This is a genomic window from Methylosarcina fibrata AML-C10, from assembly GCF_000372865.1.
In the GTDB taxonomy this organism is placed as follows: Bacteria; Pseudomonadota; Gammaproteobacteria; order Methylococcales; family Methylomonadaceae; genus Methylosarcina; species Methylosarcina fibrata.
Genome location: NZ_KB889965.1, coordinates 3,261,901 through 3,285,025 on the forward strand (window position 1 = coordinate 3,261,901; position 23,125 = coordinate 3,285,025).

Annotated in this window: 18 protein-coding genes; 8 read left to right on the forward strand and 10 right to left on the reverse strand. The window is 53.1% G+C overall.

The features are described from left to right. The first annotated feature begins 123 nt into the window (after window positions 1-123). Complete coding sequence (locus A3OW_RS0115290; RefSeq protein ID WP_020564322.1) at window positions 124-510, forward strand: hypothetical protein; 387 nt, start codon at window positions 124-126, stop codon at window positions 508-510. A 46-nt stretch (window positions 511-556) separates the two neighbouring features. Here the strand turns inward: A3OW_RS0115290 and A3OW_RS0115295 are convergent, their stop codons facing one another. Beyond that, window positions 557-1,429: a helix-hairpin-helix domain-containing protein gene (locus A3OW_RS0115295; RefSeq protein WP_033411756.1), complete on the reverse strand. Its 873-nt coding sequence runs from the start codon at window positions 1,427-1,429 to the stop codon at window positions 557-559. Window positions 1,430-1,512: 83 nt separating this feature from the next. After that, complete coding sequence (locus A3OW_RS0115300; protein ID WP_020564324.1) at window positions 1,513-2,175, reverse strand: phosphoribosyltransferase; 663 nt, start codon at window positions 2,173-2,175, stop codon at window positions 1,513-1,515. Between the two features lie 275 nt (window positions 2,176-2,450). Between A3OW_RS0115300 and A3OW_RS0115305 the strand changes: the two genes are divergently transcribed. Beyond that, a complete protein-coding gene (locus A3OW_RS0115305) occupies window positions 2,451-5,285 on the forward strand; it encodes a class I adenylate cyclase (protein ID WP_020564325.1) in 2,835 nt (944 codons plus the stop codon). Window positions 5,286-5,332: 47 nt separating this feature from the next. Here the strand turns inward: A3OW_RS0115305 and smbP are convergent, their stop codons facing one another. Further along, a complete protein-coding gene (smbP, locus tag A3OW_RS0115310) occupies window positions 5,333-5,680 on the reverse strand; it encodes a small metal-binding protein SmbP (RefSeq protein WP_332309812.1) in 348 nt (115 codons plus the stop codon). Window positions 5,681-6,020: 340 nt separating this feature from the next. Here smbP and rimO point away from each other — a divergent pair, with 340 nt between their 5' ends. Then, on the forward strand, window positions 6,021-7,331 hold the full coding sequence (gene rimO / locus A3OW_RS0115315) for a 30S ribosomal protein S12 methylthiotransferase RimO (RefSeq protein WP_020564327.1): 1,311 nt from the start codon (window positions 6,021-6,023) through the stop codon (window positions 7,329-7,331). Between the two features lie 208 nt (window positions 7,332-7,539). Continuing rightward, window positions 7,540-8,586, forward strand: a complete 1,047-nt coding sequence (locus A3OW_RS0115320; RefSeq protein ID WP_020564328.1) for a hypothetical protein — start codon at window positions 7,540-7,542, stop codon at window positions 8,584-8,586. A 14-nt stretch (window positions 8,587-8,600) separates the two neighbouring features. Here the strand turns inward: A3OW_RS0115320 and A3OW_RS0115325 are convergent, their stop codons facing one another. From A3OW_RS0115325 to A3OW_RS0115335, 3 genes are read right to left on the reverse strand one after another with little or no spacing between them, the layout of a single operon-like run. After that, entirely contained in the window at window positions 8,601-8,810 is a 210-nt protein-coding gene (locus tag A3OW_RS0115325) for a dodecin (protein ID WP_020564329.1), read from the reverse strand. Continuing rightward, the gene (gene murU, locus A3OW_RS0115330; protein WP_026223638.1) at window positions 8,803-9,486 is read right to left on the reverse strand and encodes an N-acetylmuramate alpha-1-phosphate uridylyltransferase MurU; all 684 of its coding nucleotides are present in this window, start codon (window positions 9,484-9,486) and stop codon (window positions 8,803-8,805) included. Before murU ends, A3OW_RS0115325 begins: the two co-directional genes overlap by 8 nt. Continuing rightward, the gene (locus tag A3OW_RS0115335) at window positions 9,483-10,538 is read right to left on the reverse strand and encodes an aminoglycoside phosphotransferase family protein (protein WP_020564331.1); all 1,056 of its coding nucleotides are present in this window, start codon (window positions 10,536-10,538) and stop codon (window positions 9,483-9,485) included. Before A3OW_RS0115335 ends, murU begins: the two co-directional genes overlap by 4 nt. A 46-nt stretch (window positions 10,539-10,584) precedes the next feature. Here A3OW_RS0115335 and lptD point away from each other — a divergent pair, with 46 nt between their 5' ends. The 4 genes from lptD to rnd all read left to right on the forward strand — a co-directional run bounded on the left by lptD (window position 10,585) and on the right by rnd (window position 16,950). After that, on the forward strand, window positions 10,585-13,518 hold the full coding sequence (gene lptD / locus A3OW_RS0115340) for an LPS-assembly protein LptD (protein WP_020564332.1): 2,934 nt from the start codon (window positions 10,585-10,587) through the stop codon (window positions 13,516-13,518). Further along, on the forward strand, window positions 13,515-14,822 hold the full coding sequence (locus A3OW_RS0115345; protein ID WP_020564333.1) for a peptidylprolyl isomerase: 1,308 nt from the start codon (window positions 13,515-13,517) through the stop codon (window positions 14,820-14,822). Before lptD ends, A3OW_RS0115345 begins: the two co-directional genes overlap by 4 nt. Window positions 14,823-14,954: 132 nt before the next feature. Further along, a complete protein-coding gene (locus A3OW_RS0115350) occupies window positions 14,955-15,533 on the forward strand; it encodes a DbpA RNA binding domain-containing protein (RefSeq protein WP_020564334.1) in 579 nt (192 codons plus the stop codon). A gap of 250 nt (window positions 15,534-15,783) precedes the next feature. After that, window positions 15,784-16,950 carry a ribonuclease D gene (rnd, locus tag A3OW_RS0115355; RefSeq protein ID WP_020564335.1) on the forward strand — a complete coding sequence of 389 codons (1,167 nt, stop codon included), beginning with the start codon at window positions 15,784-15,786 and terminating at the stop codon, window positions 16,948-16,950. 178 nt (window positions 16,951-17,128) lie between these two features. On the opposite strand, the gene A3OW_RS0115360 is transcribed toward rnd, so the two are convergent. The 4 genes from A3OW_RS0115360 to leuC form a co-directional block, all read right to left on the reverse strand. Then, window positions 17,129-19,807, reverse strand: coding sequence for a FimV/HubP family polar landmark protein (locus A3OW_RS0115360; protein WP_020564336.1), 2,679 nt, complete (start codon window positions 19,805-19,807; stop codon window positions 17,129-17,131). A gap of 53 nt (window positions 19,808-19,860) precedes the next feature. Further along, a complete protein-coding gene (locus tag A3OW_RS0115365; protein WP_020564337.1) occupies window positions 19,861-20,883 on the reverse strand; it encodes an aspartate-semialdehyde dehydrogenase in 1,023 nt (340 codons plus the stop codon). 146 nt (window positions 20,884-21,029) lie between these two features. Then, window positions 21,030-21,665 (reverse strand): 3-isopropylmalate dehydratase small subunit, encoded by a 636-nt coding sequence (gene leuD, locus A3OW_RS0115370; protein ID WP_020564338.1) that lies wholly within the window; start codon window positions 21,663-21,665, stop codon window positions 21,030-21,032. Continuing rightward, on the reverse strand, window positions 21,662-23,077 hold the full coding sequence (leuC, locus tag A3OW_RS0115375; protein ID WP_020564339.1) for a 3-isopropylmalate dehydratase large subunit: 1,416 nt from the start codon (window positions 23,075-23,077) through the stop codon (window positions 21,662-21,664). The genes leuD and leuC overlap by 4 nt, the downstream gene beginning before the upstream one ends. Window positions 23,078-23,125 lie beyond the last annotated feature (48 nt).

The following is a 23,125-nucleotide window of genomic DNA, read 5'->3' on the forward strand; positions in this document are numbered from 1 at the left end:
CCGTGATACAATAACTGACTTATATAGTCAGTTAATCTGAATTCCTGCTTTGTTGCTTAAAATCTCACATTAATGGTTATATAAAAATAATTTCCGATTTTCATTTTGAGGTTTAACAAACACATGAATTCTATTAAAAAAGGTTCGATTTCCCTGGTCATGGCGGCGGTTCTTGTCTCTGCATCCGCCACGGCATTGGCCAAACCCGCCGGCCAGGAAGTAGTCACTTCCGCCATCGAAAACACCATTTCCAGTCTGGAAAGCGCGTTAAGCCTATTGGAAAAGGGCGGCGATAACGACGCGGTTATCAAAGCCATCGCCAATGCCCGCCAACAGCAAAAGGAGTTTCGCTTTGAAGTGACCGAACGTCAGCGCGAAAGAACCGTTAACATACTGAAACGCGCGGGTTCCGAGATTAAAAACGGCAACATGCAGCCCGGCGAGCAATCTTTAAGAGAAGCCTTGGCTTCTTTTAAAGAAATGAAAGCCATTTACGACAAAACGCACTAATGCCCTCAGGCCGATTAAACCGGGCTGTCCAAGCAAGCAGCCCGGTTTAATCGGCGTTCTCAGAGGTTTCTCCCTGTTCCGAGTAAAAATCGCCGCATTCCTTTTCCCGCCCACGTACGACCCGCTTGCCGCTGTCCGCGCCGCGCGTTTCCGTAACGACGGTATGCTGCCCTTCGTGATGGCGGTCGTCGTAAAAATAAACGACCACCCAGTCTTTCACTCGGTCCAGTTGGTGGGCGCGGGCGGTATTCGAATAGAGCGCGGTAAAATGCCAGCCCTGTTTCGTCACGTGCATGATCGGCAGCCAGGCTTCGCCGCCGGGATTGAAGCGCCTGGGCGCGATGGTCGGCAATTCGCCGTCCTCCGCTTTTTTACGGTACTGCCGGTCGATATACAGCAGCAGGCCGACCGGCGGCTCTTCCGTTTGTTGTTGAGGCTCGAGACGCGGCTTGCGGTACCCCAACACATGGCTGAGCCAGGTTTGCACGAGTTCTATTTTTTTCGCGCTGAAGCCCGGGACTTTTTTCAGACGTCCGCTGTGCGCCGCCATTTCCAGCGCTTCAAGCGAATCGATGTGCAGGATTTCGATGATCCGGTGCGCCGACTTCGGTCCGATGCCGGGAATCTGTTCGAACAAAGCGACCGGGTCATGACCCGACTGAAGGCTTTCCAGCCGGCTCATGCGGCCGGTCATCACGTATTCGCTAATGGACCGGGCAATGCCTTCGCCGACGCCCGGCAGTTCCAGCAAGGCGGAGAAGCCGTCGCGCCGCAGCCGTTCCTCGACCGGCTCGGGCAGGGTTTCGATGGTCCTGGCCGCGCTCCAATAAGCATTGACGCGAAAGGGGTTGGCTTTTTGCTGTTCGAGCAAGTCGGCGATTTCGCGAAGTTTTTCTGCAATGGCTTTATTTTCGATCATGAGCTTCAAGGCCGTAGATTCGTTAAAGGCAGGTTTTGGCCCTGCCGGGAAAATGCTCTCCGGCACGGAAGCGAACCCTCCCGCTAGCCCGGCCGTTCACGGTTCTCTCCCTGCCGGTGCGGATGGCCGAATTCCGCCTCCGCGCCTTGAAGCAATAGCAAGGCATCCTCTATCTGGCGAGGAGTGACCTCGATACCGTGCCGCTTTTCGATTTCCTGCCGCAGCCAGACGGCATCCCGGCCGCCTTCCGGCAACCGGGCGATCAGACTCGACAAATCTTCATTGACCGCCCAGGGATAAATGATCCAGCGCCATTCGGAAACCGTCTCGACATAAAAATCGGGGACAAACCGGGACACGGTTTTAAGATGCAGCGCCGCGGTCATCAGCCGCTTCGGCGCCCCGCATTGCCGAACGTGCTCGACGCCGACCGCAAACGTATCTCCACTGTCGCACACGTCGTCCAGGAGTAAAACGGCCCGTCCGTCGATGTCGGCCTTCAGCGGGTACTTGACTAAGGCCTGCTGCCGTTTTTGCGTGGCCCGATAATGCTCTATCTTGAAGCCGGCAAGGTCGTCGACGCCCAGCATGTCCGACAATATCCGTCCCGGTATGTATCCGCCCCGCGCTATCGCCACGATGACATCGATCGGGGCGCCGGCCGTTCGCAACTGCCGCGCCAGGCGTCGGCACAGCTCGTACATCTGCTCCCAGGTCAGTAACGTACAGGGAAAATTATCGGACATCTTCAAACCTCGGAATGATTCGGGGCGGGTTCATAGAAGCGTTTTACGCTTCGCCTTTCGGCAGCCTTTTCCGGCTCTGCCGAAGACAACGCTTCTTTCGGAAAAGACCGCCATTATAGGGTTCATTACTCTGTTAAGGAACAGACCGTGGCGAGCGCGGTATCGCTCCAGCCATTTTGTTAAGAAAAGCCCCCGGCAGGGGGCGGCCCGTTCCGGGTCTTTAACAATGGACGCCGTGCTCTATACTTAATTCTGGAGTCGAGCAAAGAAGTACCGTGACCAAATCATATCCCCCCATCCATTTAGGTGCGCCAGGAGAAGAGATCAGCATCAAGGATCTGCGAACCGTCAAATTGCGGTTCAAAAAACTGCATCAGGTTCGAATCCATTACATTTACGACTTTCTTCAACCCCGTCAGCAGATATTTCTGGATCTGCTGCCGCTTATTTTTCACGTCAACTCCCCCTTGCTGCCGGGCTATATTTCCTTCGGCACGCCTTCCGGCCTGTATCAATACAGGCCTGGCCCCCGCACGCTGAAAGCCGCCGGAAAATTCATTAAAAACTTCGCCTTCGACGGCGGCCGCGCTGCCGGCAAAGAAGCGATCGACGGATTGTATCTCATGGGCAGCGTCGGCAGCATCGCTTATTCGAAAACCAGCGACATGGACATCTGGCTGTGTCACCACCCCGATTTGCTGCCCGGCGAAATAAAGGAACTGTCGGCCAAAGCCCATGCCGTGGAAGATTGGGCGGCCACGTTGGGCCTCGAAGTCCATTTCTTTTTGATGAACAGCAAACAGTTTCGGCTGGGTCTGGATGCGCCGATTTCTTCGGAAAGCAGCGGAGAAACGCAGCATTACCTGCTGCTGGAAGAATTTTATCGAACCTCGATCTACATCGCCGGCAAAGCTCTGGCCTGGTGGCTGGTTCCCCCGCACCAGGAGCACCGTTACAGCGACTATCTACAGCACCTGGTCACGCAGCGTTTTATCAACGAAAACGATTTCATCGATTTCGGCGGACTGGAGACGGTGCCCGCCGAAGAATTCATCAGCGCCACGATCTGGCATATTTATAAATCGCTGCACTCGCCGCACAAGTCTCTTCTGAAGCTCCTGCTGATGGAATGCTATGCCAGCGAATATCCGGAGCCGAAATGGATCTGCCGACAGATTAAAGAAGCCGTTTATCGGGGCAACTTCTCTTCGGCCGATCTCGACCCTTATGTACTCATTTATCTGAAAGTCGAAAAGTATCTTCAGGAGGCGCACAGCGTGAATCGGCTAGCTCTGGCCCGCCAGAACTTTTACCGTAAAATCACCGAGTCCTCCGATGAAGCCATCACGCCGCAGGCCCTCGCCTACAGGGAAAAATATCTGCGCGATATTGCCGAGCGTTGCCGCTGGCCGATCAATACCCTGGCCGAGCTCAAGCAGCATCGATACTGGGACATCAAGCGGGCAATCGCCGAGCATGACGTCATTTTGCGGCAATTGACCCACTGTTTTCGCATGATCCGCGGCTTTGCCGGCGATCATATCCACCGGAACTACCGCCAAAGCCAGGATCTGAAACTGATAGGCCGCAAGCTCTATTCGTTTCTGGACAAGAAACCCGGCAAAATCGAGATCATGACCACTCGCGCCGCGGTTCACAACAGAGAGCGGGAAATCTTTATCGCGGAAAACCGGTATGCGGCCGCCCCGCCCGTCTGGTGTCTGTATCTCGAAGACGTCTCCGGCAGCGGCGGAGTCAGCGGAGAGCCGGTGCTCAAACGCGGGACGTTGATCGAAATTCTGGGATGGCTGATGATCAACCGGTTCTATCTGCCCGAGCAGCAGATTCATTTAGGCTCGAGGAGACTTCATCTCTCCAGGGAGGAATTACAAAGTATTCTGGAACAAATGTATGGTTTTATTAAAAACAATTTCGACGAAAATACTTCCCTGACTCATTACTATGCCGCCAATACCCTCAAAAAGTCCCTGCTGATCATCAATATGGGCCAGGCCATCCCCGAGGACGCCGGGAAGGGATTGTGTTTGATCAGCGAACGGTCCGACGTCTTCAGCTACGGCTCGGAACGGAAATGCTTCATCCAGGCCGTCGATCGAATTTCCATCAGCAGTTGGAACGAAATCACCAGCAGCCATCACGAAGGCCTCGAAGGGCTGTTCGACTGCCTGACCGGCATCATCAACGGACACGACCGGCGTTTATTGCCGAGCGATTTGACCATTCTCTGCCATACTCCGATGCGGGCCAAAAGCATCATCCGGAGAGTGGCTGCCGTCTTCGCCACGCTGGTCAGCCTGTTCTCCCGAAAACAGGCTACGGACGCTCCTCGCTACCTGCTGGCCGGCGGCAAAGGCCATTATCTTTTTCAACTGGTCGACCAGCGCCTGAGCTTTTGCGCCCTGCAATCAAACGAACAGGTTTTTGCCGAATTATCGCATCCTCAGCGGCATTTCAGCCCCTTGCATTTCGATGAAGAAGTTCTCGGCGAGACGCCGCTTGCTTTGATCTACCGCTTGAACCGGCCTCGAAGCCTCCAGTTTTTTTATTTTGAAGCCCGAAATGCCGTTACCGTTTATATTCTCGATGAAAGAGGCGCCCTGTTTTGCCGGCAACACGCCGAAGCGGATTCCGATCACCTGATCCGTCACTATTCGGCATTTTTATCGTCGACGCTCGGCCGTATTTTTCAAGACGCCGCCGCCGACATCGACTATTATGAAGTCCGGAAAAATTCTTCGGGACTTTTTTCCTGCCATCCGGTCACGGTCAAATCCGACACCGATCCTGATTCGCTCAATCTGAGCATTGCCGGCCTGATTCACGAAAACCATCCGGGATACGTCATCCGTTGCGGAGACCGGGTATTTTCCTCCCAGGATCACGGCGCCCGAATCTTTCAGGCCGTTTATCAACATATTATCCGTTATCGGCAGGAGCACCCGAATCATCCCGTCCATCTCACCGACATCGATCTGCCGGTTTCCGCTTTCGGCGTGACTTGCCGGGAAGAACTCCAGACCATTCATTATCTCAAGATGAAACAAAAAATTGAGGAGAAAATGAATGGCAGGAGTCAGGATCAGGGATGAAAGATGGAAATAAACGGACGCGACAGGCCGTCCGTGCGTCCTGTCGGTTACTTGTTCCCGGCTTCAATGTGCCCGGCCGCTTCCTCGGCCGATTGCACCGCCGCATCGAGATGCTCCTTGCCGGCCGTTTTTCCGTGCTCGATGGAAGATTCCAGAGAACGGACGGCGGCATCCATGTGGGTTTTCGAGTCGTCCTTGGCTACTTCGGCGGCTTTTTTCGCATGAGTCAGGGCTTCATTGGCATGTTCCACCAACATCGGAGCATGGCCTTTTTTTCCGTGTTCAATCGCCATCTTGGTGTGTTTCAACGCCATATCGGCATGTTCTTCGGCGAACACGGCCGAACTTAAAAACATCAGCAAAACGGCACTGATCATTGCTATTTTTTTCATCATCGTTTCCTCCTAATCGTTCAAGATGCCTTTCAGTCGGCTCGACGGCAGACCGCCCTTGGGACAAGAGCGCTTTCTATTCTGCAATATTAGAACTATACAGTTTAGCATTATCGTATTTCCGGCAATACCAAAATTGAGACTGCCCAACCATTGTTTGGTTCCTGGTTGAGGAGACGTGAAAAAACTCAGGGATTATTTTTTCCGAGGCGGGCGAATCTTTTGGCGGAACGCGCCTTTTTCCTTCCCGCCGTCCGGACGTTTCTCTAAGTCGTTATTTTGTATTTTTATTTTGTCTGCCTCTCGGCTAAACTATTTCGGTTTTACGTTACCCGAGAAATGAATGACTACCCCCCAAATTGGATTTATCAGCCTGGGCTGCCCTAAAGCCCTGGTGGACAGCGAGCGAATTCTGACCAAACTGCGTTCCGAAGGTTACGCCATTTCCCCGACTTATAAGGATGCGGATCTGGTGGTCGTCAACACCTGCGGTTTTATCGATGCCGCCGTGGAAGAATCGCTCGACAGCATCGGCGAAGCCCTGGCCGAGAACGGCAGAGTCATCGTCACCGGCTGCCTCGGCGCCAGAGAACAGGAAATCCGCGCTCGCCATCCGGAAGTCCTGAAAGTGACCGGCGCCCATGCTCTGGAGGAAGTGATTGCTTCCGTGCACGAGCATTTGCCGCCGCCCCACGATCCTTTCATCAGCCTGGTGCCGCCCCAGGGCATCAAACTGACGCCGCGCCATTACGCTTATTTGAAGATCTCGGAAGGCTGCAATCACCGCTGTACTTTTTGCATCATTCCCTCGATGCGCGGCGATCTGGTCAGCCGGCCCATCCATGAGGTGATGAGGGAAGCCGAACGTCTGGCCAATGCCGGCGTCAAGGAATTGCTGGTCATTTCCCAGGACACCAGCGCCTATGGCCTGGATTTAAAATATCAGGCTTTCGACTGGCGCGGTCAGTCCCTCGACACCCGGTTCCATGACCTGGCCGAAGCGCTGGGCGAACTCGGCATCTGGATCCGGATGCATTATGTCTATCCTTATCCGCACGTAGACGACGTGATTCCGTTGATGGCGGAGGGAAAGATTCTGCCTTATCTGGACATTCCTTTCCAGCACGCGTCCCATCGTATTCTCAAGCTTATGAAACGGCCGGCGGCCGCGCAGAATAATCTCGACCGGATCCAGTCCTGGCGAAACATCTGCCCCGAAATCACGTTGCGCAGCACCTTTATCGTCGGCTTTCCCGGCGAAACCGAACGGGACTTCGAAGAACTGCTGCAATTCCTGACCGAAGCCCAGTTGGACCGCGTCGGTTGCTTTGCCTATTCGCCGGTAAAAGGCGCGGCAGCCAATGTACTGCCGGATCCGGTGCCCGAAGAGATCAAACAGGAACGCCTGGAACGTTTTATGGCGCATCAGGCCGAAATCAGCGCGAGACGGTTGCAACGGCGTTTGGGTAAAATAGAGACCGTTCTGGTGGATGAAGTGGCTCCGGAAGGCGCGGTGGCGCGAAGCAAGGCCGATGCGCCGGAAATCGACGGCCAGGTGTTTATCGACGGCGCGACCCATTTGCGCGTGGGCGACCTGGTCGAGGTCGAGCTGGAAGAAGCCGACGAGCACGACTTGTGGGGACACCTGATTTAACCGGCCGTGGTATATCTCTTGGCTATCATGAAAAGGCTTGTCACGCCGAATATGAAAATACACAGGATGTGCCACATCATCCCTAACGATGCGCTTCACGTTGTCCGGCGCATCCTTCTATGAAGGCTTCTTCACGGCAGTATTATTGAAACAAAACCAAGGCGGATCTATTTGACCAGTTAATTTACCGACGAGAGGATATGCGATTATGTCAGCTCAGTTAATTTCAACCCGGCCATTTCCCGATCAAACCAAGCTCGCCGTCTCTTTCCGGCTGTTGTTGAGTTTATACTCGATCATTCCGATCTGCCTAATATTGCAATGGCTCGATACCGGATTCTGGCAGGGTTATCTCAAGGAAAACCTGCCGAGCAGCCCGACGCATTTTCTCCTCTTTCAGATACTGTTCGGCACGCCTCACATCATCGCCAGTGCCATCGTGCTGACCAGCAACAAGGATTATGTCCGATTCTACAAACGCCGGCTGCTCTGGATGAGCGCCGCCATTGTTGTTTTCTTCGGCCTGGGCAGCCTGTTCATCCCCTACCGGGTTCTGTATGTCCTGGTGGCCTGCTGGACGGTTTTTCATGTCCTGAAGCAGCAGCATGGAGTGGCCCGTGGAGCGTGCCGGCTGCCTTCCTGGGCATTCCATCTATTGTTGTGGTTGAGTATCGCGGCGGGAATTCTCATTTATCTCGGCATTTTTCTAAAAAACGGCCTGGACGCCCATCAAGCAGTCGAAATCCAACAGATGGCGGCCATTCTCAGCGGGACGTTGGTACTGGCGACCGGATTAACCCAGCGCCACGTGACTACCCGAAACGGCAAATGGTTTTTGTGGAGCAACACTCTTCTGGTTTTAAGCAGCTTTTATCTCTATGTTCAGCAGTATTATTTTTTCGCCATCCTGGTGCCGAGACTGGTCCACGACGCCACCGCCTATATCTTCTACATCACCCACGATTACAACAAGCACCGCCAGCAACCGCAAAACTGGATCTATCGTCTGGCCCGGCGCTATAGAATCCACTACTTCATCGTGCTGCCGCTGATTTCCTTCAGCCTCGCCTTCATCCTACAGGGATACGGGGATGCGGTGGTGAATTGGACGGCACAGCATTTATTCGGCATGGCAATACCGAAAGCCGTTACGCTGGGCCTGTTGGGCTATCTGGGCTTAATGCATTACTATACCGAATCGTTGACCTGGAAAGGGGATTCGCCGTATCGGAAATTCATTTCTTTTACCCGTTAAGCCTGACCGGAGTATTACTCGATCAGGGAAAAGCCGACTTTGATCGTGACTTGCCAGTGCGCTATTTTGCCGTTTTCGATGTGCCCGCGCGTTTCGACCACTTCGAACCAGCGCATGTTCTTGACGGTTTTGGCAGCCCTTTCGATGGCGTTCTCGATGGCTTGCTGCAACCCCACGGTCGAAGAACCGGTGAGTTCGATTTTTTTGTAAACATGCTCAGACATCGTTGCTCTCCTGTTGTTGATAGTAAAGGCTCAACTGCTGTAGGCGTTCCGGCGTACCGACATCCATCCAGAAGCCGGAATATTTTTCACCCGTCACTCTCCGGTCGGACATGGCCTGGCGTAATAGCGGGCCCAGTTTTCTGATGCCTGGCGGAGTTTCCTTGAACAATTCGGGCCGATACAGGCCGATCCCGCTGAAGGTGAACCGTTCCCTGCCGTTTTCGGTCACTTCGCCGTCATCGCTCAGGCTAAAGTCTCCCCGGGGATGATGCTCGGGATTGTCGACCAGAATCAAATGGGCCAGATCGACCTTCACCCGGGCCAGTTCGGCATAAGGAAAGTCGGTCGCAACATCACCGTTAACCACTAAAAACACTTCGCTGTCCAGGAGCGGCAAGGCGTTGATGATGCCTCCGGCGGTTTCCAGAGCCTGTTCCCCTTCCGGAGAATACCGGAGCCTGGCGCCGAAGCGGCGTCCGTCGCCCAAAACGTCTTCGATTTGCTGGCCCAGATGCGCGTGATTGATGACGATGTCGTTAAACCCCGAAGCGACCAATTGCCGGATGGTATGTTCGATCAAAGGCCTGCCGGCTGCCGGCAGCAGCGGCTTGGGGGTATGGTCGGTCAAGGGGCGCATTCTCTCGCCGCGCCCTGCGGCTAAAATCATTGCTTTCATGCGGTCTGAAACGGAAGAGGCAAAACGCGGCTTTGCAGAAACCGGCCAAACTCGGCCAGCTCCGGATAAACTCGCGTCTGTTCGATGACATAATTCAAGGTGCGGGGAATGTCGTTCAAGTAACCGTGCTTGCCGTCCCTTAATTTAAGTCTGGAAAAAATGCCGATGGCCTTCAAATGACGCTGCATGCCCATCCAATCGAACCAGCGCTTGAATTGTTCCGGGCTGCAATCGAGCAGGCGATGTGCCAAAAGGCGCCGATAATAGGCGGTCATCCATTGCTCTACCCTGGCATCGGGCCAGGCAATATAACAATCCCGAAGCAGGGACACCAGATCGTAAGTAATGGGCCCGACGACCGCATCCTGAAAATCGAGCACCCCGGTCGAGCCGCTTGCCAAAACCATCAGGTTGCGGGAATGAAAATCCCGGTGCACGCAGACGCGCGGCTGCGCCAGCGCCGATCCGATCAGCAGCTCATGCACGGATTCGCGAATGTGGGCCGGCAGGTCTATGTCGAGCAATTGCTGTAAAAACCACTCGTCGAAAATGGCCAGCTCCCGCCTTAGAAACGGCTCGTCGTAAACGGGCAAATCGCAGTCCGGCACCGGCGTATGAGCCTGTAGCCTGAACAGGCTGTCGAACGCGCTTCGATAGAGGTCGTCGGCGGTATCGGCAGTCAGCCGGTCCAGAAAGCTCTGACTGCCGAAATCTTCCAGCAATAGAAAGCCGTCCTTGAGGTTTTGCGCATGAATAGCCGGAACATGCACGTCCGAAGCACTCAACAGACGGGCGACTTTGATAAAGGCGGCCACGTTCTCCTTCTCGGGCGGCGCATCCATAACGATGAAGCTTCCTTCGGGAACCCTAATCCTGAAGTAACGTCTGAAACTGGCGTCGCTCGAAGCAGGCTCGCAGCGGACGACCGCCAGCAGCAGATCGTGTTCGAGCCAGTCCATAAGGGTAAATATTCTGATGTCTTCCAGCATGATGTCCGGGGCCAGTTTAGTTATTCTGCCGAAGTAAATTAAGGTAAAATGGGAATCCGGCATTTTATTCCAATTGCGACACATTAAGCTACTCATACATTCACTCCCGATGCATCGTCCTTTATTTCTGCTTTTTCTCCTTCTTTTTGCGAGGACAAGTATAGCCAACAACGCAGTCTGGAATTGCCAACAGGATAAAGCCAGCAAAGAGTGGAGCTGTGTCGGCGAAAAAAAACAAGCCGAGAAAACGGCCGAAAAGGCGCCTTCCGGCCGACCCGAAGCCGTCGTCGTCGAGAAACCGGCCTTGCCGATACCCGAACCTCGAACGCCCGCTCCCGTGCCCGAAACGGCACAATCCGCCGAACCCGGGGTTGCAGCCGCTCAGCCGACGGTAACGGTCTCCGAACCGGCGGGCAGCAAGCCCATCATTCCGGTTTCCCGGAAACGTTCGCCCGAGGAAGCCAAGGTCAAGGATACGTCCCGTCCTCAAGGGTGGACCTGCAAGGCCGGCGGGCAGGACACCGACTGGAATTGCAATCTGGTCGGCCCCGATCCCAAAGGCGAGGCACGGATCGTGGAGTCGGACGAACATAAATTCAGCTTGCTGAATCCGGCCTTCGATTACAAACAGGAGCAAATTTTCAACAACCTGTCGGCGCAGTTGAAATACGACCCCTGGGCAAACTGCACGATAGAAATGAGCGCCCGTCCCGCTTACGTGCCCGGACGGCATTTGCGGGATGTTTCACCGCTGGAAGTCACGTCGGACTATTCCGAAGTCTTCGAAAATGAAATCAGCCGGTACACCGGCAACGTGGAAATCACCCGGGCCGATCAGCGCTCCCTTTCCAACGCAGCCACTTACGATACCGTTTCGGAAACGCTGGACCTGCAAGGAGACGTCTATTACAGCGAAGACGAACTGGCCCTGTACAGTAATACCGCAACGCTGGAACTGGCTTCCGATCAGGCCAAATTAAGAAACGTGATGTTCATCTCGCCGTCCACGCCGCTCCGTGGCCGGGCCAAGACCGTCTACCGCGACAATAAATTTCTGTCGCGCTACAAGGAAGTGGCTTATACCAGTTGTCCTCCCAACAACCAGGACTGGGTCGTACATGCCACCGACCTGAAACTGAACGACGAAACCGGCAAAGGCGCCGCCAAAAATGCCTGGCTCGAATTCAAAGGACTGCCGGTATTTTATTCGCCCTATCTGTCGTTCCCGATGGACGAGAGAAGGCTTTCCGGTTTTCTTGCGCCTTCTTTCGGCAATACCCAACAAAGCGGCTTCAATTTTTCGATACCTTATTATTGGAATATTGCTCCCAACTACGACGCCACCTTGAATCCTCGATATTATACCGACCGGGGTCTCATGCTGGGTGGGATTTTCCGGCTCTTGACCAAGTATTCGAACAGCATCGCCAACCTGGAGTACATGCCTAACGACAATCTTCGCAATACGTCGAGATTCTACGGCTCGTTCAAGAATACCAGCCATTTCACGCCCAACATCAGCTCAAACATGGATTTGAACTATGTATCCGACAATCAATTTTTCGCTCAGTTGGGCAGTGCGCTCAGTTTTCCCAATTTCAGCTATGTCAGAAGCTCGGCCGATCTCGGTTACAACGACCAGAACATTTCTCTGGTAGGCCGAATGGTCAATTATCAGACCATCGACGAATCTTTGACCGGTTACCGCCGCCCCTATACGAGGCTGCCCGAAATCGATTTGAACTTGAATCACGCCTTCGAATTCATGCCGCTGAATACGGCGCTGGACGGCAATTTCGTCAATTTCCAGCACGACTCGATCGTAAATGCCCAACGTTTCAATATCAAACCTTCGGTGAGCTTTCCCATCAAGTCGGAAGCGGCTTATTTAACGCCTAAAATCTCGGTCCAACACACCGATTACCAGCTCAGCAACGACAACAATGGCGTCTATCAACTCAACGACCCCACGCAAGTCAGCCCATTCCCGAACTCGGTAACGAGGACCTTGCCGATCGTCTCCCTGGACAGCGGGCTGTTTTTCGAAAAGGAATTTCAATCGGCATCAATCAAGCATACTCTGGAACCGCGTCTGTTTTACCTTTACATCCCCAGAAAAGATCAGAACGACATCCCGCTTTTCGATACTTCCCGGTACGATTTCTGGTATCAAACCATGTTCAGAGAAAATCGCTTCAGCGGCAGCGATCGGTTACAGGACGCCAATCAGGTCACGGCCGCCTTGACTTCGCGCCTGATCGATTCCGCTACCGGCAAAGAGCGGCTAAAATTGAGCCTGGGCGAAATATTTTATTTTCAGGACAGAGAGGTGACGGCTCCGCTGCTTATCAACTATCTGCCCGGCTGGCTTAACTTGCAAAGCACTAACGGCTACCTGCAAACTCCGGCCGAAACCAACTCGCTGTCGCCTTTGGTGGCGGAAATCAGCAGCGAGTTCGCGGACCATTGGTCTGCCGAAACCGGTATTCAATGGGATCCGTCCACGAACTCGATCGTCAGAGGCAAGGCTGTGCTGCATTTTATTAACGAACCCGAGCAAATTTTCAACATCGGTTTCCTGTACCGGCAAAACCAGCTCATTCAAGACACGATCGAGCATAATCTCGGATTCCTGAGCAGTCCGACGGTCAATCCTTCCCACGTGAACCCGACCACCTTGTTAACGGACAAGCGCGTTCTCGAAAGCAACGACATCATCCAAAGCGACGTCTCGTTCCGGTGGCCGATCATCAACAACTGGTTCGCCGTAGGCCGATGGCAATACTCCTGGTTGTACAACCAAACTCAGGAAACTTTTCTGGGCCTGGAAAAAGAAAACTGTTGCTGGCGATTCCGGGTCATCGGAAGGCGTTACGTCAACAACGTCAACGTCACCAATTTCAGTGCCGCCAATTCTCCCAACGCAAGCAGTCAGACCGGCATCTTCTTTCAGGTTGAACTGAAAGGATTGACCGGAATCGGGGAAAAACTGGACAAATTCTTCGAACAAAGCATTTATGGTTATCAGAAACCGGAAAAATGATCGATTTTATCAATATGAAAAACTTATTCATCATTGTCTTCATAAGCTGTTTTTTTACCTGCTCTCCTGTAGCTCAGGCCGAAGTCCTGGATAAAATAATCGCCGTCGTCGAAGACGACGTAATCCTTGACCGGGAGCTGGAACAGGAAGTGTCCGTCATTCTGCAAAGAATACAGAACAACAATACCGCCCTGCCGCCCCGCTTCGTGTTACGCAAGCAGGTTCTGGAAAAAATGATCGTCGATAAACTGCAACGGCAACTGGCCGAAAAAGCCGGCGTCACCGTCAGCGAAGATACGCTGAACCGGTCGGTCGGAGAAATTGCCCGCAGAAACAATATGGACGCTCGGGAGTTCAGGATCGAGCTGGAAAGGCAGGGCATGTCGTATGAAAGCTTTCTGGAAAACGTACGTAATGAAATCATCATCAATGAATTACGGGGCCGCGAGATAGGCGGGCGCATCAAAGTAACCGATCAGGAAGTTCAACATTATCTCGAAACTCAGGATCAGGGCGGAACGGAAGCGGAACAGTATCATTTAGGACATATCCTGATCGCTGTCAAGGAAGGAGCGTCATCCTCAGAAATCCAGCAGGCCAGCAGCAAGGCCGAGTCATTAGTCACCAAGCTGCGCGCCGGCGAAGACTTTACTCAAACCGCAATCAGCAGCTCGGATGACGGCAATGCCCTGAAAGGCGGCGATCTGGGCTGGCGTTCGGTCGGCGATGTGCCGACCCTGTTCGTCGATCATGTAAAAACCATGGCGACGGGCGACATCGCCGGTCCGATCCGGAGCCCGAGCGGTTACCACATTATCAAGATGCTGGACAAAAAAGGCGCCATGGATCACCAGATGGTCACCAAAACCAAGGTTCGTCACATTCTGATCAAGACCAACGAACTCGTCGATGACAATGAAGCCAGAAACCGGCTGCTCGCCTTGAAAGAACGGGTCGACAACGGCGAGGATTTCGGCGCTCTTGCGCGCTCTCATTCGGATGACAAAGGATCGGCGCTTAAAGGCGGCTCGCTGGACTGGGTCAGCCCCGGCGATTTGGTCAAACCTTTTGAAGAAGCCATGGAGAAATTGTCGATCAATGAAATCAGCGATCCGGTACAAACCCAGTTCGGCTGGCATTTAATTCAGGTGCTGGGCAGAGAAAATAAGGATAATAGCGTAGAATACCGTAAAAACATGGCCACAGACGCCATTAGAAAAAGAAAGATTGAAGAAGAAACCGAACTGTGGCTGCGCCGATTGCGCGATGAAGCCTACGTGGAAATTTACCAGGACAGGCTGTAACGGATCCCGGTCGAGTTTATCGGCACAACCGATTGGAGTTCCGCTCCTGTCATGAATGATTTTTCTTCCTGTCGAGACCGGACAACAACCTTTACCAACCGACTTTAGACACTTTCTTATTCCCGGAACAAGATGGACATCATCAGCACCATGCCAACGGCTCGGTCAAAGAATGACGAAGCACTGAAAACGAGTTTGCAGCGGATACTCGACGGGGAAAATCTGGAGAACCAGCGCGCCTTAACCAAATATCTCGTCACCGAACTTGGCGTCGACTTTCTGGATTTTTCCGCAGCGCTGCTCTATCTTTATCAACAGCACACGCCTCCGCTTGCGAGCTCTCTCCCGGAGCCGACAAGACCGGGGCAATACTTGGACAGCCCGGTCCATCCGGAAATCAAAATGGTCCGCTACAAGCTTAGCGTCGGACAAAAACATCGCGTATCCCTCGAAGAGCTGACCAAAGTGCTGGTGGAAGAATCGGGGGTCGATAAAAACTATATCCGCAATGTGGACATCCAAAATCTTTATACGTTTATTGAACTCCCCGACGAGATGCCTCATGACATTTTTCTGCATTTAAAGTCGGTGGAAATCAATCAACAGAAACTGGACATCAAACGGGTTAAAGCTCATCACTCAAAAAAAAGAGTCCGTAACCGTTCCAGGAAAACGCGCCCGAAAAAACCGAAATCGTCTCATGAGTTCTAGGACGACGATTTCGTTCGTAGAAACTTAAATGGCCCAGAGCCTGACAAGCCTATAAAAAAATCGGAATGCAGCAATAATTTGACGTTTGCCAGCCAACCCAGGTTTACGAATAATGACCGGCATAGGATATGAATAAAATTTGGTATGCCGTTCTTTTCCGTACAATCTAAATTATAAAAGTTCTCCAATCTTTCTCCGGAAGTCCCGAAGTCGGGCAGACCCAGTCTCTCAGTTGAACAGTGAAAATTCTATGACCCCCATTCAATACATCGATACGATCGAACAACTCGCCGTTCTGTGCGAACAGATCAATAGAGAGCCGTGGATTGCCCTCGATACCGAGTTTTTGAGAGAAAAAACTTATTATCCGAAATTTTGTTTGTTGCAAATAGCCACACCCGACTGGGTGGCCTGCGTGGATCCCTTGGCGCTGCCCGATCTGAAAATTCTTTTCGAAGCCATTTACAATCCCAAAATCGTTAAAGTATTTCATTCCAGCCGTCAGGATCTGGAAATATTTTATCAGTTGACCGGACAACTGCCCGAGCCCGTCTTCGATACGCAAGTAGCCGCGCCTTTGCTGGGATTCCAGGATAATCCCGGATACGCCATGCTGGTTTCCAGTTTTCTCAACATCAATCTGAACAAGGCTCATACCCGGGCCGACTGGAGCAAGAGGCCTCTGAGCGAGGCGGAAATTCAGTACGCGGCGGACGACGTCATCTATTTATGCCGGATTTATCAGATCATCATACAAAAATTAAGCGCTCTGGGCCGTGCGGACTGGCTTAAGCAGGATTTTATCGATCTGACCAATCCCGATCTGTATCGGATACAACCGGACAAAGCCTGGTACAAGATCAAAGGCAAAAACAAGCTGACCGGGAAGCAGCTTTCGATCGTCCAATCTCTTGCCGAATGGCGGGAAAAAACGGCGCAATCCGAAAACCGCCCCAAAAACTGGCTATTGCGCGACGAGTCGATTTTCGATCTGGCCAAACTGCAACCGGAAACGGTCAGCGAGCTGGCTCTTGTGCGCAGCATTAACGAACGGATCGTGAACCGATACGGGACCATGTTGTGCCAATTAATAACGGAGGCCAAAAATCGGCCTCCCATCCCTTTGAAGGAAAAAAACCGGTTCGCCAAAAAGACGCAACAGCAAGAAGCCATTCTGGACATTTTGACCGCCATCGTCCGGTTACGGGCCGAGGAAAACTCGCTCAATCCGATGATCCTCGCTTCACGGAAAGATCTTGAGACCCTGCTGATTGAAGCAGACGAGTCCTGCCCGCTGCTGCACGGCTGGCGCTATACGATGGCCGGACGAGAATTGACCGGTTTTCTGGAGGGTAAGTTGTTACTGGGAATCAATGATGGAAAAATCGATATTATCGAAAAAATATCCGTGAAATGAATAGAATATCGAAATTCAATTGCACTTTCATAAGGAAAGGCATTCTTGTCGGATGAAAGAGCTGAATCCGATGCCGATCGGACTGCGGCTCTTTTGCGAAGATCAGAAGAGTTTACTAAAAAGGCGGCGCCCATAGACACTTAAGAAATTCCTTTCTGCGCCGCCTCGCCCGCTAAATTTAACTTAACACGTCAAAAAATTTCAGAGCCATCTTTTTTTGTTCCTCGGAGCCCTTTTCGATGACCTGCTCGACTATTTCCTTGGCCGATGCTTCATCTCCCATGTCCAGGTATGCTCTGGCCAGATCCAGTTTGGTTTCAAACTCGTCCATGTCGGTCAAATCGGAAACACCGAAGAACTCACTGTGTTTCGCTTCCCCTTCCGATAAATCAAAATTGAAATTGAAATCGCCGTCAAGAGAGAGGCTTTCCCGGGCTTGATCGCCGTCTTTGCCGGCCGTTAAATCGGAAGCAAAGACCTCGGAGTTTTCTTTGGGAGATTTGCGAGGCTCCAAAGTGAAATCAAGCAAATTAAAATCAAAGTCCTTATTGCTTTCTTCGGCTTCAATCAAACTTTCCGCAGGGTTTTCATCACGGCCGCCGGCCAGGGAATCGGCACGTAACGTCGACAATGAGTCCAGATCAAAATCAATGGCCTCGTTATTCCGCTGCGTACCCTCTTCCTCGAAACTGTCCGCCAGATCGCTCAATGAAAAATCAAAATCGGCTACGCCGCTTTCGAATTTCGCCGATTCGGATACAGGGCCGTCCATCAAAGGCGCCGCATCGAAGACAGGGCCATCGAGCTCCATGACATCGGAGACGTTCAATGCCGGAAGATCGCTTTCAACATTTTTGTTCAATTGGACGGCAGGCTGTTCGGCTTCCTTTTCGGTTCTGATCGAAAGACGTTTCTCGCTTGCGCCAAACAATGCGGAACCCGGGCAAATCTCGCCGCCCATTTCGACCACTTTTTCCCAAAATCCTTTTTCGCCCTGTTTACCGGCCGCGGCCAGATCCATCGCATAAGCTTCGAATGCCTTTCCGTTTTCACTTGCAAAAAATATTTCCAGCAATTTCAGCTTGCATTCATCCCGATTAGGCTGCTCCAGGATGGCCTGACGCATCAAGTCTTCGGCTTGTTGATAGCGTCCGTAAGCGAGATAGACGTCGGCTTCGGAAACCGGATCGATTTCACCCTGATCGGTATCGAAAGCGTCAAAATCGCTCGGGGTAAACTCACTCAAAAACGAGCTTTCGCCGACCGAATCCACTTGATAGATGTTGCTGTCGTCGATTGACTGAGCGGCTGCCGGGGCAACGGAACGATTCGGGCTTTCCGTTTCGATTGCTCTGGTAATGATCGAAGGCGCAAACATGCTCTCCGTGTCGGTTTTGGCATCGGTCTTGCGTTTCCGCCACCATAACCAGCCCATGCCCGACAATAAGGCGAAACCGATGCCGCCGGCAGTCAGATAAAAAGAGCCGGAATCCGAGGCCGCCGCATCATTACGAGCGGGAGGCTGCTGAACCGGAGCACGCTCAATTTTGGCCTGTGCCTTTTGCGCCGGAGTTGTTTCGACGGCCGGTTGCCGATTCGCCGGCGGGGTCTGAGCGGCAGGCTGCGGCGCGGCGGAAGAGGTGGATTCTGCCGGCTGCGGCGCCGCTTGCACCGGAGCCTGCACCGCCGGTTTCGGCTCGGCAGAATGCTGCAGCGCCGCGATTTGCTGGTCTTTTAACGCCATCACTTCCTGCATTTTCGCCAGTTGCTGCTGCATTTCCAGCATCTTGCTTTGTAATGCGGCGATTTCCGAACTCGTCCCCGTGCCGTTTTCGGAGCCGTTCTCGCCTGCGCTGGTTACAGTCTGAGTACTGGTTGCCGACCGAGTGCTGTTATCTTGCCCGGCGGCTGCCTGCTCCTGACCGGGTGTAATGACGGCATTTTCCGAAACCGTGGCTTCGGCAGGAGCCACCAGCGTCAACTGGTTATCGATCGCTTGATCCTGTTTTTCGCCGGTTTCCTGAGGGGCTGTCTGCGCCGTCTCGACCGGAGCCGGAGCGGAACGGTTTTTCCACGCTTCGGTTTGCCGGTCGTATTCGGCCAAAGCCTGTTTGCGCGACAATTTCACAATCGCTTCCTGCGGAGGAATTTTCAAAGTCTTCCCCGCCTTCAAGGCATTTATGTTTTCCTTAAAAAAAGCCCGGGGATTTTCCTTGTACAGGGCAATCATCATTTGTTCGACGGAAACGCCGTATTGTCTGCTTGTCTGTTCGGCAATTTTCCAGAGAGTATCTCTTCTTGTTGTTGGACCGTAGCTGTCCGTATCTTCGGCGCTGCGCCGGATTTTCCGCGGACTGTCGGAAACCGCGGTTTCGCCGGGAGACGGATATACCGGGGGCGTATCCAGCCGCTCGGGCAGATTAACCACGGGAACCGTGGCCTGCTCGTACACTTCAGGCGGATCTACCAGGACCGAGAATTCTTTGTACAAGCTGCCTTTGGGCCAGCTCACTTCCAGCAATAAACCGAGAAAAGGCTCTTTCAAGGCTTCTCTCGAACTCAGTTTGATAACGACGGAGCCGTCCGGGCGCACGACGGGTTCAAACTTGATTTTCGACAAGAAATAACTCCAGGGAACTCCGGCCTCGTCGAATTTATCGGGTGGCGCCAGATTAACCTTAACATCGGACAGTTTTTCACCGGGCGAGAGCACGAGAGAAATTTCGGCATTGAGGTTTTGATTAAGGGCCGAATGCAATTTAATCCCGCCGATACCCAAGGAATGAGCACCTGCCGGAGCCAACAACGACAAAACCGCTAATGCCTTGGTCAAATTGCGCACGTTGCTCTCTTTCACGATAGTTACCTCAAGCTCTTACCGCCAAAAAATAATATATGGATAAGCTTAGACTAGATGTAATTTTTTACTAGCACTTCTGCAATTTGCACGCTGTTCAGGGCAGCCCCCTTTCGCACGTTGTCTCCGACCACCCAGAGGTCGATTCCCTGAGGATGGGAAACGTCTTCCCGGATGCGGCCTACAAACACATCGTCATGTCCCGAGGACTCGGTCACCGCCGTAGGGTAGCCTCCGTTCTTGCGCTCGTCCAGAACCTTGACGCCCGGCGCTTTTTCCAGCAATGACCTGACTGCTTGTGCATCGATTTTCTTCAACGTTTCAATATGGACGGCTTCCGAATGCCCGTAAAAAACCGGAACCCGAACCGCCGTAGCATTGACCTTGACGGCCGCATCCCCCAGAATTTTCTGGGTTTCCCAAACCATCTTCATTTCTTCCTTGGTATAGCCGTTGTCTAGAAAAACGTCGATTTGCGGCAATACGTTGAAAGCGATCTGTTTCGGATAAACCCGGGATTCGATCGGCTGGCCGTTCAGCAGCTTGGCCGTTTGCGTGGCCACTTCGTCAATGCCTTTCTTGCCGGTTCCCGACACCGCCTGATAAGTGCAGACATTGATTCGGGCGATACCGACGGCATCGTAAATCGGTTTCAACGCCACCAACATTTGAATGGTGGAACAATTCGGGTTGGCAATGATTCCCCGGTTTTTATATTCGGCAATTTTTTCGGGATTGACTTCCGGCACCACCAATGGAATATCATCGTCGTAGCGGAAGTGCGAAGTGTTGTCTATGACGATGCATCCTGCCGCCGCCGCTTTCGGAGCGTATTCCGCCGACACGGCGCCTCCCGCCGAAAACAAGCCGATCTGCGCTTTGGAAAAATCAAAGGTGGCCAGATCTTCAACCACTAACGACCGGCCTTTGAAGGGTATTCTTTTTCCTACCGACTTGCTGCTGGCCAAGGCATAAACCTCGCCCACCGGAAAATTGCGTTCTTCAAGAATGGAAAGCATTGCTTCGCCTACCGCTCCGGTAGCGCCGACCACCGCAACGTTATAAACCTTAGTCATTCACTGCACCTACATTAAAACTGTAACCGACGCATGCACCGGGCAACGCGCCGAATGGAAACATCCGCTTTTTCACCGCTTATTTTGCAATAGAAAGCATTCGGTTCGAAAGCGGACAATCTTGTACTCTACCCGTCAATTTCGGGTCAATCGGTAAACAGCCAGGGAGCCCGTTTCGCCCGCTCGCGCTCATAGTCCCTGATCTTGTCGGCATGCTGCAGCGACAAGGCAATGTCATCCAGACCGTTGAGCAAACGGTGTTTCCGGGTCTCGTCAATGGCAAAGGAAATGATTCTGCCGCCGGGCGTCGTAATCTTCTGCGCCGCCAGATCGACCGTCAAACGGTAGCCCGGCGTCAATTCGCCGAACAGAGCATCGACTTCCTCCGTGGCCAATACAATCGGCAACAAGCCGTTTTTAAAACAGTTGTTGTAGAAAATGTCGGCGAAGCTGGGCGCGATGAGGGCGCGAAAGCCGTAATCGGCCAGAGCCCACGGCGCATGCTCGCGCGACGAGCCGCAACCGAAATTTTCCCGAGTCAACAAAATTTCCGCGCCCTGATATTCCGTCTGATTCAGAATAAAATGCGGATTCAACGGACGGTGGCTGCAATCCATTTCGGGCTCGCCGCGATCCAGATAACGCCATTCGTCGAATAAAAACGGCCCGAAGCCGCTTCGGCGTATCGATTTTAAAAACTGTTTCGGAATAATGGCGTCAGTGTCGATATTGGCTCGATCCAATGGTACGACCAGTCCGTTTAACGTGGTAAATGCTCTCATTGTTGCCCCTCCCAGGTTCTCACATCGACAAAATGGCCGGCGATGGCCGCCGCGGCCGCCATGGCCGGGCTTACCAGATGAGTGCGTCCGCCATAGCCCTGACGTCCTTCAAAATTCCGGTTGGAAGTGGAAGCGCACCGTTCGCCTTCGGCCAACCGGTCCGCATTCATTGCCAGACACATGGAACAACCGGGATCGCGCCATTCAAAACCCGCATCGGTGAAAATCCTGTCCAGGCCTTCCTGTTCTGCCTGATGTTTGATCAGCCCCGATCCCGGCACGACCAAAGCCAGTTTGATGTTGGACGCCACCTTCTTGCCTTTGGCAACGGCGGCGGCGGCCCGTAAATCTTCGATTCTGGAATTGGTGCACGAACCGATGAACACCTTGTCCAGGGCAATATCGGTAATCGCCTGGCCCGCTTTCAGGTCCATGTAGGCCAGCGCGCGAATCATGCTTTGCTGCTTTACCGCGTCCGTTTCCAGCGCAGGATCGGGAACTTTCTCATCGACGGCGACCACCAGTTCCGGAGAAGTGCCCCAGGTGACCTGCGGCTTGATGGTGGCGGCATCCAGATCGACGACTTTGTCGAAGACCGCATCCTTGTCCGAATGCAGGTTGCGCCACAAACGCTCGGCCATATGCCAGTCTCCGCCTTTGGGCGCATACGGCCGCCCTCTGTAATAATCGATGGTAATCTCGTCGACGGCGATCAAACCGGCTCTCGCACCCGCTTCGATGGCCATATTGCATACGGTCATACGGCCTTCCATCGATAACTCGCGAATCGCCTCTCCGGCGAATTCGATGGTATAACCGGTGCCTCCGGCCGTGCCGATTTTACCGATAATGGCCAGCACGATGTCTTTGGCGGTCACGCCCAGACCGGTTTTGCCGTTGACCCGGATCAGCATGTTTTTGGCCTTTTTTTGCACCAGACATTGAGTGGCCAGAACGTGCTCGACTTCGGACGTGCCGATACCGAACGCCAAAGCACCGGAAGCGCCGTGAGTGGACGTGTGAGAGTCACCGCAAACGATGGTCATGCCGGGCAACGTCGCGCCCTGTTCCGGTCCGATGACATGCACAATTCCTTGCCGCACGTCGGTCATATTGAACTCGGTAATGCCGAATTCCTCGCAGTTTTTCTCCAGGGTTTCGACCTGCAGCCTGGAAACCGGATCTTCGATGCCTTTGTCCCGATTCGTCGTCGGCACGTTGTGATCGGCCACCGCCAGATTTCTCGATTTCCGCCAGGGGCTGCGGCCGGACAGACGCAAGCCTTCGAATGCTTGAGGCGAGGTGACCTCATGCACCAAATGGCGATCGATGTAAATCAGCGAAGACCCGTCTTCTTCAGTATAAACGACGTGGTCTTCCCATAATTTGTCATATAAAGTTTTACCCGACATAGCTCTTTTCTTAGGTTCAAGCCGCACGCGCGGCGGTTTCAAAAAATG

Bases quoted from the DNA above. Each gene is read 5' to 3' on its own strand.
- A3OW_RS0115290 (WP_020564322.1), top strand. From the start codon at position 124: ATGAATTCTATTAAAAAAGGTTCGATTTCCCTGGTCATGGCGGCGGTT.
- A3OW_RS0115295 (WP_033411756.1), bottom strand. From the start codon at position 1,429: ATGATCGAAAATAAAGCCATTGCAGAAAAACTTCGCGAAATCGCCGAC.
- A3OW_RS0115300 (WP_020564324.1), bottom strand. From the start codon at position 2,175: ATGTCCGATAATTTTCCCTGTACGTTACTGACCTGGGAGCAGATGTAC.
- smbP (WP_332309812.1), bottom strand. From the start codon at position 5,680: ATGATGAAAAAAATAGCAATGATCAGTGCCGTTTTGCTGATGTTTTTA.
- rimO (WP_020564327.1), top strand. From the start codon at position 6,021: ATGACTACCCCCCAAATTGGATTTATCAGCCTGGGCTGCCCTAAAGCC.
- A3OW_RS0115320 (WP_020564328.1), top strand. From the start codon at position 7,540: ATGTCAGCTCAGTTAATTTCAACCCGGCCATTTCCCGATCAAACCAAG.
- A3OW_RS0115325 (WP_020564329.1), bottom strand. From the start codon at position 8,810: ATGTCTGAGCATGTTTACAAAAAAATCGAACTCACCGGTTCTTCGACC.
- murU (WP_026223638.1), bottom strand. From the start codon at position 9,486: ATGAAAGCAATGATTTTAGCCGCAGGGCGCGGCGAGAGAATGCGCCCC.
- A3OW_RS0115335 (WP_020564331.1), bottom strand. From the start codon at position 10,538: ATGCCGGATTCCCATTTTACCTTAATTTACTTCGGCAGAATAACTAAA.
- lptD (WP_020564332.1), top strand. From the start codon at position 10,585: ATGCATCGTCCTTTATTTCTGCTTTTTCTCCTTCTTTTTGCGAGGACA.
- A3OW_RS0115345 (WP_020564333.1), top strand. From the start codon at position 13,515: ATGATCGATTTTATCAATATGAAAAACTTATTCATCATTGTCTTCATA.
- A3OW_RS0115350 (WP_020564334.1), top strand. From the start codon at position 14,955: ATGGACATCATCAGCACCATGCCAACGGCTCGGTCAAAGAATGACGAA.
- rnd (WP_020564335.1), top strand. From the start codon at position 15,784: ATGACCCCCATTCAATACATCGATACGATCGAACAACTCGCCGTTCTG.
- A3OW_RS0115365 (WP_020564337.1), bottom strand. From the start codon at position 20,883: ATGACTAAGGTTTATAACGTTGCGGTGGTCGGCGCTACCGGAGCGGTA.
- leuD (WP_020564338.1), bottom strand. From the start codon at position 21,665: ATGAGAGCATTTACCACGTTAAACGGACTGGTCGTACCATTGGATCGA.
- leuC (WP_020564339.1), bottom strand. From the start codon at position 23,077: ATGTCGGGTAAAACTTTATATGACAAATTATGGGAAGACCACGTCGTT.